Below are 11,756 nucleotides of genomic sequence, written 5' to 3'. Positions count from 1 at the left end.
CGTGTAGGACATTGCCGCGTGGTCGAGCTTGGCGGCCCGGCGCCCGGCGCGCTCAGACCGGCGCGAAGGCCGCCAGCATGGCCTTGGTGAGGCGCTGGCGGGACTGGCCGAAAGTGGCCCAGGGATCGCTGTCCTGCACCGCCTGCAACCGTTCCGGCATGGTCGCGACCTTGAAATGGTCGGCCTGGATACCCTGCTCCAGTTCATCCCAGGTGATCGGCACCGAGACCGGTGCCCCGGCACGGGCACGTACCGAATAGGCCACCACGGTGGTGGCACCCGGGGCGTTCCGCAAATAATCCACGAAGATCCTGCCCTGACGCGCGGCCTTGCTCATGCGGGCGATGAAACGATCGGGCAATACCCGCGCCAGATGCGCCGCCACCCGGTGTGCCCAGTCCTTGATCGCTTCCCAGTGATGCTCGGGGCGGATCGGGACCATCAGATGGAGGCCCTTGCCCCCGGACGTCTTCAGGTAGCACTCCAGCCCGATTTCGCCCAGCAGGCCGCGCAGCAGTTGCGCGCCCTCCACGACGGTAGCCCAGGGGACGTCGGGTGCCGGATCGAGATCGAACACCACCCGGTCGGGTTGTTCCAGCGCGCGCCCGGTGGCGCCCCAGGCATGCAGTTCCAGCACACCCATCTGTACCGTCGCGATCAGGCCGGCGAGGTCGTTGACCATCATGTAGCGGGCCTTCCCCTCGCCTTCGGGGACGTCGATGGCATCGATGGCCTCCGGCATGCCCTGGCCGATGTGCTTCTGGAAGAAGCACTTACCGCCCTGCCCGTCCGGACAGCGCACCAGCGACAGCGGCCGCTGCTTGAGTTCCGGCAGGATGAGGTCAGCCACGCTCTGGTAATAGCGGGCCAGTTCCAGCTTGGTCAGGCCGGTGTCGGGATACAGGATCTTGCCCGGATGGGTGAGCTTGACGCCGGCCACGGTGACTGGCCGCGAAAGGTCGGTCGCACCGGCCGTCCTTCGGCGGCGCACCGGCTTGGCTTGCTCGGCAGCATCCTCCCCATGCGGCACGGCAGGCGCTTGCCCGGTTTCGCGCACGATGTCGCGCGCCCGCTTGTCTTCGCGCAAGGCCAGGAAGCTGCCGTGTCGCAGGATACCCGACTTGGTCCACTGGGCGAAGCGCACCTCGGCCACCAGTGCCGGGGCCAGCCAATGCACACCGCGCCGTTGCTGGCCGGTGGGCGGGTCGACGAAGGCCGGCTGGTCCTGCTCCAGCTTGCGGAACTGCCGCAGCAGGCCCGCCAGCAGGCGCTCGTCGAAGCCGGTACCCACGCGCCCGGCATAGCGCAGTTGGCCCTGGTCGTCATGCACCCCCACCAGGATGGCACCGAAACCGCTGCGTTGACCGGCGGGTTCGGTATAGCCGGCGATCACGAATTCCTGGCGATGCTCGCACTTGAGCTTGAGCCAGTTGCGGTCGCGCCGCCCGGTATAGGGGGCGTCGGCGCGCTTGACCACGATGCCTTCCATGCCATGCTGGCAGGCATGGCGGAATACCTCATCGGTATGGCCCAGGATGTGTTCGCTGTAGAGCAGCAGCCCTGCCTCGTCCGAGCCGGGAATCAGGGTGCGCAACAGTTCCTTGCGTTGCAGCAGCGGCACTTCGCGCAGATCGTGGCCATTGAGGAACAGCAGATCGAAGGCATACAGGGCCAGGCGGATGCCATTGGCCTGCTGACGGTCGCCGCGCACCAGGGTCTGCAGGGCTTCGAAGCTGATCTGTCCCTGGGCATCCAGTGCCACCACCTCGCCATCGATCCAGGCGTCGTCCACCGGCAGGCGCGCCAGAGCCTGCACCAGGATCGGCCAGCGATGGCTCCAGTCCAGGCCTTCGCGGGTGTGGATGGCGGCCTGGCCGGCCTGGATGCGGCACAGGCCGCGATAGCCGTCGAACTTCAGTTCGCTGAGCCATTGTTCGCCCTGGGGCGCCTGCTCGACCAGCGTCGCCAGCTGCACATCCACCCGTTCGGGCAGCTGTGCAGCGCGCGCTTGACCGCTCTCGGAGCGGGATGCAGCCTGGGGCTGCGCTCGATGGATGGCTTTCCTGGACTTGGCGCGGGCCGGCTGGGCATCGACGCCATCGCCCTTGTCCTTGACGCTCTCCGGCCGCAGCCGCGTGATGGCGGCGGCTTCGCCGCTCTGCGCGGCCTCATCGTCGTCCTTGATCAATAACCAGTTTTCCTTGCCATCGGCGGCAGGCTTGCCCATGCGGACCAGTGCCCAGCGCCCTTCCAGCTTGTCGCCCTGCAGAGCGAAGCTGAGGTGGCCTTTCTCCAGGCCGGCGTGCGGATCCCCATGCGGCAGCCAGTGGCCGCGGTCCCACAGCACCACATGGCCGGCGCCATATTGATGCGCCGGGATATCGCCTTCGAAGGTGCCGTAGTCCAGCGGATGGTCTTCCACCCGCACGGCGAGACGCTTGTCGTGCGGATCCAGACTGGGCCCCTTGGGAACCGCCCAGCTCTTGAGGACGCCGTCGAGTTCCAGTCGGAAATCGTAATGCAGGCGCCGCGCATGGTGGCGCTGGATGAAGAATTGCAGGCTGTCGCTGGCCGTGCGGGCGGCGCGCCGCCCCTTGCCGGAAGGTTCCGGCGTGAGTTTGAAATCACGCTTGGCGTGATAGCGGTCAAGAGAAGAAGTGCTCATGCCTGCGCCCTCCGGGCCGTGCTGCGCTCACCACTGGCGCGGCGCGCACTGCTGCCCTTGGCGCCGGCCTTGGGGCGCGACGCGGTGGAAGATTTGGCGCTGGTGCTGCGCTTGGCCGCCGGCTTGCGGTCGGCCAGCTTGTGGACCTTGGCGCCGCTTCTGGACTTCGGTTTTTCGCCGTCGTCCGCCGCATCCTCTTGCTTGGTGGTCCGGCTGGCGGATTTGCCGCGGCCTTCCAGGCTGCTCTTGAGCAGGGCCATCAGGTCCACCACCTTGGCCCCGCTGCTGGCGGGCGCGGCGGCTTCGTCAGGTTCTGCCACCTCGTGGGTCTGACGGCTCTTGATCTTTTTCTTGATCAGCGCCAGGACGTCATCGCGATAGGTATCGTGGAACTGTTCCGGCTCCCAGTCCGAGGACATGTGCTCCACCAGGGCGCGCGCCATGTCCACCTCCTGCCGGGTGACGCCCGCCTTCTTCGACTTGCGCGAGGGCAGCGGCAGGTCATCCGGCGCCCGCAGTTCGCTGGGATAGCGCAAGGTGATCAGTTGCAGCATGTCGCCCTGGGGAATCAAGGCCGCCAGGTGCTGACGGGTGCGGATCACGATCTGGGCGATGGCCATCTTGTCGCTGGCCAGCAAGGTCTCGCGCAACAGGGCATAGGCCTTGTCTCCGCCCTTGGACGGCGCCAGGAAATAAGGCTGCTCGTAATACAGGATGGGAACCTGCTCGCGCTCCACGAAGCTCTGGATATCGATACTCTGGGTCGCCTCGACGTTGGCCCGGCGCAGGTCTTCATCGGACATCAACACGAACCTGCCATCCTCGTATTCGTAGCCCTTGATGATGTTTTCCCACGGCACCTCGCGCCCGGACTTCTTGTTGTAGCGCTTGTAGCCCACCGGTGACAGGTCGCGCTTGTCCAGCAGCGTGAAGTCCAGCTCGTCATGCTTTTCGGCGGTATAGAGTTCGACCGGGATATTGATCAGTCCGAAGCTGATCGCCCCTTTCCACAGTGCGCGTCGCATCGTTTCCTCCGCAATCTTGCTGATGCGCCGATTATCGGAGCGGCGCGCCGCCGCCGCAGTCGGCCTGTTGATGAAGCCGGCGTAGGACTGTGCCGCAGGCGCGCGCTTTTCCTACAAGGATTTACCGCACCCACCGATAGAGAGGCGCGGCCGCCAGACTTACTCTTGAGCGATCTTTCCTCGTCCATGGAGCAGCCATGTCCGCCACCGTTGCAGAAATCCTCATCGATACCCTCTACGAGATCGGAGTCCGACAGATCTTCGGAGTGGTCGGTGATGCCCTCAATCCCCTTACCGATGCCATCCGGCGCGACAAGCGCATCGAATGGATAGGCGTACGCCATGAAGAAGGCGCGGCCCTGGCCGCGGCTGGTCAGGCCAAGTTGACCGGCCGCCTGGCCGTATGCTGTGGCACCACCGGGCCGGGAGCCAACCACCTGGTGGCCGGCCTCTACGAAGCGCGCAAGGACCACGCCCCGGTCCTGGCCATCTCGGGCGGCGTACCGGCGGCGCGCCGGGGTACCGATTATCTGCAGGAGAATTCCCCCGACCTGCTGTTTCGTGACGTGGCGGCCTACAGCCAGATCGTCACCAGCCCCGACCAGGCGCCGGCCGTGTTCCATCAGGCCATCGCCCAGGCCTACGCCCAGCGGGGCGTAGCGCATCTGAACCTGCCCGCCGACATCATCGGCGCCCGCACCTCCGGTACCGTGCCCAGCCTGCATACCCTGCGCCAGCGTACCGAACTGGCCCCGCCGGTGGCCGACATCGAGGCCGCCGCCGAACTGATCAATGCCGCCGGCTCGGTCGCCATATTCGCCGGCAATGGTTGTCGGGGTGCGCTCGATGAGGTGCTGGCCCTGGCCAGCAAGCTGCAGGCACCGGTGATGCACACCTTCCGCGGCAAGGACCTGGCATCCTACGACCATCCGCACTGGATAGGCGGGGTCGGCCTGATCGGCGGCGCCCCCGGCACCGATGCCCTGCAGGCAGCCGAGCTGATGCTGATGCTGGGCTCGGACTATCCCTATTCGGAATTCCTGCCGACCAAGTCCAAGGTGATTCAGATCGATGAACGCGGCTTCGTGCTGGGACGCCGGGCGCCGGTCACGCTGGGCATCACCGGCTCGGTCGGCCCCAGCGTGCGGGCCTTGCTGGAGCGGGTGGAAGGCAAGACCGACGGCAGCTTCCTGCACAAGGTGAACGGCGAGCGCGAGCGCTGGAATGCCAAGCTGGACAGCGCCGCCGAGATCAAGCGGCATCACAAGAAGATCAAGCCCCAGAGCGTGGCGCGCGCCCTCAGCGATCTGGCCGACGACGATGCGTGTTTCGTGGTGGATACCGGGGTGGTGACGCTGTGGTGCGGCAATTGGATCCGCCAGCGCGGCCAGCAACGCATCCTGGCCTCGTTCAACAATGCCGCCGTCGGTACGTCGCTGGGTCAGGCTAACGGCATCCAGGCCCTGGATCGCCAGCGCCAGGTCCTGGTGGCGGTAGGCGATGGAGGTTTCACCATGCTGCTGGGCGAATTCATGACCAGCGTGGAGCACAAGCTGCCGGTGAAGGTGGTGGTCTTCAATAACCGCGAATGGGGCCTGGTGCACCTGGAGATGGAAGAAGCCGGCATGCCCGCCTTCGACGGTTCGGAATTCCCCAACGCCGATTTCGCCGCCTTTGCGCGCGCGTGTGGCGCCCAGGGCTTCAGCGCCCGTTCGCCCGATGCGTTGCAGGAAGGCCTGCAACAGCTGCTGGCCGCGCCCGGCCCGGCAGTGCTGGACGTGTTCATCGATCCGGCCGAACTGCCGGTGATGCCGCACATCAAGATGGAGCAGATCTGGCGCTTCGGCCTGGCCAAGGTGCGGGAAAGTCTGATTGCCATGAAAGGAGGTTGAACATGGACCCTGTCGAACAGCAACGCGAGGCCTATGCCCGCGAACTGCGGCAGCGTTTCGCCGCTTACAAGCAATGGGCCATCGCGCATTGGCCGGTGGCCGAACAGCCGCTGGAGGACAGTGCCTTCGTGGCCTCCGAGCGGGAGCTGGAACTGCTGACCGGCAGCCGCTTGCATCCGGGCCGGCAGAGCGGTGCCATCCCTGCCGATGACGCACAGCAGGCGCAGTTCGAGGACGTCACGCCGGCTCCGTGGCCGTAGCCGCCGCTCCTCCCGCATTCTTACGCAGGGTTGCGCTGCCCGCTTATACCCGCGCCCGGTGTGGCGCGTTAATCTGGACATCACCGGTCCTCGCGCGCCGTCCGGTGCCGACGCGCCGGGCCGATCCAGATGAACATCCAAAGGAGGTCACCATGAGTACAGACAAACAGGAAAAAAATCATCGTCCGAACAAGTACGACACCCCCTCGGAAGTGGCGCTGGACGAAGCCAATGAAATGAGCTTCCCCGGCAGCGACCCGGTGGCCACGTCCAACATCACGCGTATCGAGAAGGCGCCGGAGATGGACAAGGCCAGCAACGACCACCAGAACCGCAACAAGGTTCGCCAGAATACTCCGGATTGATCGTCGATCCGCCTCCATCAGGGGCGGCCGGTGCATGCCGGTCGCCCTTTTCTTTTTGCAAGGGAGATCCATCATGAGCAATCGCTATCATCAACTCAAGGTCGCCGTCCTGGTGACCGACGGCTTCGAACAGGCCGAACTGCTGGAGCCGAAGAAGGCATTGGAAGCTGCCGGCGCTACCGTGCATATCCTCTCCGACAAGAGCGACAGCGTGCAAGGCTTCAAGCACGTCGACAAGGGAGAATCGGTGGCGGTAGACGGTAGCCTCGATACCGCCCGTCCCGAAGAATATTCTGCCGTGCTGCTGCCCGGCGGCGTGGTCAATGGCGATGCCATGCGGCTGCTGCCGCAGGCGCGCAATTTCGTGCGGGCCGCCAACGACGCGGAAAAGCCCATCGCGTCCATTTGCCACGGGGGCTGGCTACTGATTTCGGCAGGTATCGCCAAGGGCCGCACCGTGACCAGCTGGCCCAGCCTGCAGGATGACTTCCGCAATGCCGGCAGCCAGTGGGTGGATCAGGAAGTGGTGCGCGACGAGAATTTCGTCTCCTCGCGCAAACCCACCGATATTCCTGCTTTCAACAATGAATTCATGAAGCTGCTGGATGAACAGCAAAGGCGCGAACAGCGTCAGCAGCCATCGGCCGCCGGCGGGGAAGAATCCGTCACCGAGGCCGGCGGCGTAGCCGGCAGCAGCCAGCCGCGCCTGTCGGAGAAGGGCAGCGCCCCGCCCGCTCCTCCGGCCCATGAAAACGAAGCCTTTGCCGTGGCGCACGGGGAATCGCCGCAAAGCGACGGCTGAGGAGCCAGCAGACGGTGCGGATGGCTTTATCCGCGTTTATCCGCGCGCGGACGTTCGGGGAGAGAGTCTGACTCTGCTGTGCCGGCCTACGCACCGGCAAGTCAGTGACCTCCCCGCCCGCAGGGTCCCTGACAGAATCGGGAAGTCAAGCAAATGCCGTCCGCAACCAGGGTTGCGGACGGCATTCTTCCTTGCGGCGCGGTGTGGGCTGCTGACGTCGGCCCGACCCGGCTCTTACGCCTGCTGGCGCATGGCCTCGGCCAGCAGGGCCAGGGCGGCCTTCTCGGCGGCCTTGCGTTTCTTGCAGATACGCACCGGCTGGCCCTTGAGGTCATGCAGGTCCATCTGCCAGAGGTGATCGATACGGGTGTCGAGGTAAGCGACGTACTTGTGCTTGTCCAGCTTGGTCACGCGGGGCATGAAATGGCCGGCTTGCTGCTGTTCAACGGAATGGGCGAAGTGTTTCATGGCAACTCTCCTCGACACAAATGCGGGGATGGGACGTCATGACAGGCGGGGCAAGGCTGCTCTTGCAGCATAGTCGATCAGGGCGGCAGGGGAAGGTCTTTTTCGCGCTGCCGCCGTGACATCAGGGCGGTGGGAGCCGGTCTTATTTCTTGGCGGCATCCACCTTCTGCTTCAGATCACGCCCCATCTGCAGGTGTTCCTTCAGCCCAGGCAAGGTCTTGGCGGCGAAACTCTTCACATCGGCATCATCAGCCGAGCTGGACGATTTCTGGAAGAGCTTGACCGCATCCTCGTGCGCGGACACACCGATCATGCTGGCATAGCGCTTGTCGAAGGTATTTCCCTTGAGCTTTTCCAGCACGGTGATCTTGGCGCGCTGGGCCATGCTGGGCTCGGTGGGCAGGGTCACATCCTTGCTGCTTGCCAGTTGCTTCAGTTCATCGTTGACCGTGGTGTGCTGGTCGATCATCTTCTGGGCGAAATCCTTGACGGCGGGATTGCTGCTCTTTTCGAGGGCCACCTTGCTGGCGGCGATTTCCGCATGACCGGCCTCGGCGGCCTTGGTCATGAAGCTCTTGTCCTTGCTGGTGACCGGGGCGGCCGAGGCGCCCACGGCCAGGGTGGCGCCGGCCAGCATCAGCGCGCCTGCACCCAGCAGACGGCGCGAAGAACGGAACAGCATCGCAGAGGTGGCGGGTCGGGTGGAATTCATGGCGTTGCTCCTTATGTTTGTTGAGAAAATGGATCAGCTCGCGGCGACCGGCCGTGCCTGGCCGCTGATACCGCCACTGTAGTGAGGATGCTTGAGGGCTGGCATCAGACAGCGCCAATGACATCTGTAAGAATCGATGAGCGCGGCCACGCACAAGCTCAGCGCTGTTCGCCGCTCTTCTGGCGCCGGCGGTTGCGCAGATAGAGGATCTGCCCCAGCAACGCCGTACCCAGCAGGAACACGTTGGACACCACGAACACCCAGTCCCCCTGCAGCAGGCTGTAGGTGACGAAGCCGGCCGAAGCCGCCAGTTGCCCGGCGAACAGCCAGTGCGATACGCCCTGGGTGGAGCGGCTGCGCCATTGCTCATAGACCTGGGAAGAGATGGTCAGCAACAGGATCAGGGTGGCGCCCCAGCCGATGAGGTCGGTGATGTGATCGGACATGATGTTCGTGCGGGACCGGTGCGGCCCCGGTAGCTGTGGATGATGCGATGGTGAGGCAGGTGCCGGGCAAAGACAGTCGGCCGGTATCGCAAGCCGTTGTAGGAACTGTGCGCGCCTGCGGGGTGGCGTCGGCGCATTCGCGCAGTCCTGCGCGAATCGGCCGACCCCACATCAGGACGCTGTGGCATTGCGGCAGGCGACCGCCTTGTCTAGGCTGGGAAAGCATCGATTTGCTTTCATTTGTTTCACTCAACCAGGAGGTCAACATGCACGCTACCCGTACCATTGCCGACGTCATGACACGCGGTGCCCATACCCTCAGCCCGGATGATTCAGTGATCCACGCCGCCCAGGCCATGGAAGCCCTGGACGTGGGCGCCCTGCCGGTGTGTGATGCGCAGCGGCAGCTGGTGGGCCTGGTGACCGACCGTGACATCGTATTGCGTGCCGTAGCCTCCAATCGCCTGACCGAGGCCATGCCGCTGACCGAGGTGATGAGTCACGATGTCCTGTGGTGTTATGAGGACGAACCGGTGGACGATGTGCTGGACGATATGGTGCAGCGCCAGATCCGGCGCCTGCCGGTGATGGATCGGGACAAGAATCTGGTGGGCATGGTCAGCCTGGGCGACGTCGCCGCCAAGACGCAGAATCGCGGTGTGGGCGAGGCCTTGGCCGAGATTTCCCTGCCCGCGGCCCCCAGTCGTGGCAGCGTGGAAATGTCGCCGCAGGGCGACTATGCCCTGCCGGAAGTCGAGAATGGCGATCTGGTCGAGGTCAATCTCGGCCGAAGCTAGGCGGGGCGCGGCTGTCGGGGTGGAGCGACAGTCCGCCGTGTAGGTTTTTTCCTACGCATCAATTGGGCACTGTCCGATCTTCTTTTTTGCAGTGCATCGCTACTATGCATTCCAACGCACTCGAAACCGAGGACCCCATATTCCGGCAAGAACGTCCCCCTCCGTCTTGTCATGAATACAGTCCATCCCCCATCGGTTTATCCCCACGAGTCGTTTTCATAAGCAGAAATTCTCCGAAGATTCCCCCGATCCTCGGCGTCTTATATCCCTCCCCCTCAGGCCGCCTCCCCCAGGCGGCCATTTTTTTGCCTGCTTTCCTCCCAGACTTCCACCTGGTTCTCATCGGGCCTGGCGTGCGATGTATTCCAGCGCATCGGCGTAGGCCAGGTCGCTGGTGCTGCGCAGCGGGGTGCAGACATGGGTCGCTAACGGGTCCTGACCATGGCTGCCGATCAGGACGATGCCATGGAAGCCGCCCGCTTCAGCTTGTTGCACGCCGGGTTGCAGCACAGGGGTGGTCAGTTCGCCCAGCTTCTCGCCGCCGGGGATATCGATGGGAATGCTCATGTCGGGCTCCTCGCACAAGGGAAAGGCCCCATGCCTGGTCACACCATTGCGGCAGGAGGCTGACGCAGGTCAGCCATCGGCGTATTGACCAGCACAACGGGCTCAGAAGAAGTATTCTTGTCAGGATAAAAAACGCTGAAGGAAAAGACAGCAAGAAGCCGCCGGGGATCTGCGTAGGAAGGGACGAAGATGAGTCCCCCTGACGGGATGGGGCCCAGGCGGATCGGCAGCGGGCCTGCGGTCGATTTCCTGGCGTCTGCCTTGCCACCCTGGAACCGTCATGCCCATCAACTACCTGCGCCGCCTTACCAGTCCGGCGCGTACCGATCTGTCCAACCGCCACCTGGGCCGTTCCCTGGCCTTCATTGCCGGCGCCGTCAATGCCGGTGGCTTCCTGGCGGTCGGCCAGTACACCTCGCACATGTCGGGCATCGTCTCTTCCCTGGCCGACAACCTGGTCCTGGGCGAAACCCTGCTGCTGGTCTCCGGGGCCAGCGCCCTGCTGTCCTTTGTGCTGGGGGCGGCCTGTTCGGCGGTGATGATCAACTGGGGGCGACGGCGGGGCCTGCACAGCGAATACGCCATGCCACTGATGCTGGAAGCCATGCTGCTGCTGTGCTTCGGCATCCTCGGCAGCAACCTGGAAAATCACCGGCTGCTGTTCGTGCCGGTGACGGTGGCGCTGCTGTGCTTCGTGATGGGCCTGCAGAATGCCATGATCAGCAAGATTTCCCGTTCCGAGATCCGCACCACCCATGTGACCGGGTTGGTCACCGACATCGGGATCGAGATCGGCAAGATGTGCTACTGGACCCTGGCCCCGCACCAGCCCGGCGAAGCCGCGACAGAAGATCCGGTACCGGGAGCGCGCCGCAAGTTCATGCTGCTGTCTTCCCTGCTGCTGATGTTCTTCATCGGCGGAGTGGCGGGTGCCCTGGGCTTCAAGGCAGTGGGTTTCGTGGCGACCATGCCGCTGGCGGCGGGATTGTTCCTGCTGGCGCTCGTGCCGATGATGGATGACCTGGCGCGCTCCTGAAGGCTGTGAACGCCGGCATGCGGCGCGGCCATGGAAAATGCCCAGCCCCGGAATGCAAAAAAGGCGCTGTCCGCGCCTTTCGTTTTCTTGTTATCGATCTGCCTGACCGCCTGCCCCTGTCGTTTCCAGCGACCTGGGTGAAATGAGACGGCGATGACAGGTACCGCCTGAGGTGTATCGCCCGCATCAACCTTGTTGCTGCGGGGTGCTGTCCGACTGCTGGGGTTGCTGGCCGCCCTGGGCGGATTCCTGCGGGGTGCTCTGGCTCATCTGCGGCTGGGCCGAGGTGCTGGCGTTATTGCCATTCTGCGCAGCGGCAGCAGCAGCGGCGGCGGCAGCATTCTTGCGGCCGTGGCTGTTCAGACCACCCTTGCGTCCGGCTTCGCGCGCTTCCGCGGAGCTGAATTCATGGGCTGCGCCCTTGGCATGGGCCGCCTTGCCACCCATGCTGGCGATCTGGCGCTGCTTTTCCCTGTCCATTGCGGCAAAACCGCGATTGCTGTTCCCCGGATTTTGTGAATTTGCCATGTGTGACTCCTTGTCTTGGATACTTGGATAGTCGAGGTTGAGCGGACGAACCCGTCGCCGGCCCGCCCTACTGCTCTGCGCGGGCGCACTGGCGGCGTACTGCATCTGTCCACGTCTGCAGTTTAGGAAGCCTCACCGAACCTCACTATCGGAAGAGCTCCCCAGCCCTTGTCAGTGCAGACTGTAGGAGATG

13 protein-coding genes are annotated in these 11,756 nt (G+C 64.4%); 6 read left to right on the top strand and 7 right to left on the bottom strand.

Annotated features, from left to right (window positions below; genetic code table 11):
* Positions 1–52 precede the first annotated feature (52 nt).
* Complete coding sequence (ligD, locus tag VE092_RS02120) at positions 53–2,665, bottom strand: DNA ligase D (RefSeq protein WP_324873339.1); 2,613 nt, start codon at positions 2,663–2,665, stop codon at positions 53–55.
* Positions 2,662–3,690 carry a Ku protein gene (locus VE092_RS02115; protein ID WP_324873337.1) on the bottom strand — a complete coding sequence of 343 codons (1,029 nt, stop codon included), beginning with the start codon at positions 3,688–3,690 and terminating at the stop codon, positions 2,662–2,664. Before VE092_RS02115 ends, ligD begins: the two co-directional genes overlap by 4 nt.
* 197 nt (positions 3,691–3,887) lie before the next feature.
* On the opposite strand from VE092_RS02115, the gene VE092_RS02110 reads away from it, so the two are divergent.
* The 4 genes from VE092_RS02110 (at position 3,888) to VE092_RS02095 (ending at position 7,009) form a co-directional block, all read left to right on the top strand.
* Positions 3,888–5,582, top strand: coding sequence for a thiamine pyrophosphate-binding protein (locus tag VE092_RS02110; RefSeq protein ID WP_324873335.1), 1,695 nt, complete (start codon positions 3,888–3,890; stop codon positions 5,580–5,582).
* A gap of 2 nt (positions 5,583–5,584) precedes the next feature.
* Positions 5,585–5,842: a hypothetical protein gene (locus VE092_RS02105; protein WP_324873333.1), complete on the top strand. Its 258-nt coding sequence runs from the start codon at positions 5,585–5,587 to the stop codon at positions 5,840–5,842.
* Positions 5,843–5,994: 152 nt separating this feature from the next.
* Positions 5,995–6,207: a hypothetical protein gene (locus VE092_RS02100; RefSeq protein WP_324873330.1), complete on the top strand. Its 213-nt coding sequence runs from the start codon at positions 5,995–5,997 to the stop codon at positions 6,205–6,207.
* A 73-nt stretch (positions 6,208–6,280) separates the two neighbouring features.
* Positions 6,281–7,009 carry a type 1 glutamine amidotransferase domain-containing protein gene (locus tag VE092_RS02095; RefSeq protein WP_414653388.1) on the top strand — a complete coding sequence of 243 codons (729 nt, stop codon included), beginning with the start codon at positions 6,281–6,283 and terminating at the stop codon, positions 7,007–7,009.
* Between the two features lie 234 nt (positions 7,010–7,243).
* On the opposite strand, the gene VE092_RS02090 is transcribed toward VE092_RS02095, so the two are convergent.
* From VE092_RS02090 to VE092_RS02080, 3 genes are all read right to left on the bottom strand, one after another.
* Complete coding sequence (locus VE092_RS02090; protein WP_324873328.1) at positions 7,244–7,477, bottom strand: hypothetical protein; 234 nt, start codon at positions 7,475–7,477, stop codon at positions 7,244–7,246.
* A 142-nt stretch (positions 7,478–7,619) separates the two neighbouring features.
* Positions 7,620–8,189 carry a DUF4142 domain-containing protein gene (locus tag VE092_RS02085; protein WP_324873326.1) on the bottom strand — a complete coding sequence of 190 codons (570 nt, stop codon included), beginning with the start codon at positions 8,187–8,189 and terminating at the stop codon, positions 7,620–7,622.
* Positions 8,190–8,347: 158 nt separating this feature from the next.
* Positions 8,348–8,635 (bottom strand): PQ-loop domain-containing transporter, encoded by a 288-nt coding sequence (locus VE092_RS02080; protein ID WP_324873324.1) that lies wholly within the window; start codon positions 8,633–8,635, stop codon positions 8,348–8,350.
* 266 nt (positions 8,636–8,901) lie between these two features.
* Here VE092_RS02080 and VE092_RS02075 point away from each other — a divergent pair, with 266 nt between their 5' ends.
* Positions 8,902–9,432, top strand: a complete 531-nt coding sequence (locus tag VE092_RS02075) for a CBS domain-containing protein (RefSeq protein WP_324873322.1) — start codon at positions 8,902–8,904, stop codon at positions 9,430–9,432.
* Positions 9,433–9,771: 339 nt separating this feature from the next.
* Here the strand turns inward: VE092_RS02075 and VE092_RS02070 are convergent, their stop codons facing one another.
* The gene (locus VE092_RS02070) at positions 9,772–9,999 is read right to left on the bottom strand and encodes a hypothetical protein (RefSeq protein WP_324873320.1); all 228 of its coding nucleotides are present in this window, start codon (positions 9,997–9,999) and stop codon (positions 9,772–9,774) included.
* 280 nt (positions 10,000–10,279) lie between these two features.
* Between VE092_RS02070 and VE092_RS02065 the strand changes: the two genes are divergently transcribed.
* Positions 10,280–11,035: a YoaK family protein gene (locus VE092_RS02065; protein WP_324873318.1), complete on the top strand. Its 756-nt coding sequence runs from the start codon at positions 10,280–10,282 to the stop codon at positions 11,033–11,035.
* Positions 11,036–11,221: 186 nt separating this feature from the next.
* Here the strand turns inward: VE092_RS02065 and VE092_RS02060 are convergent, their stop codons facing one another.
* A complete protein-coding gene (locus VE092_RS02060) occupies positions 11,222–11,563 on the bottom strand; it encodes a KGG domain-containing protein (protein WP_324873316.1) in 342 nt (113 codons plus the stop codon).
* Positions 11,564–11,756 lie beyond the last annotated feature (193 nt).

The sequence above is a fragment of the Herbaspirillum sp. genome, assembly GCF_035644555.1.
Taxonomy (GTDB): Bacteria; Pseudomonadota; Gammaproteobacteria; order Burkholderiales; family Burkholderiaceae_D; genus Herbaspirillum.
Note: the sequence above shows the minus strand (reverse complement) of the source record. Positions and strands in the feature narration are given on the sequence as shown.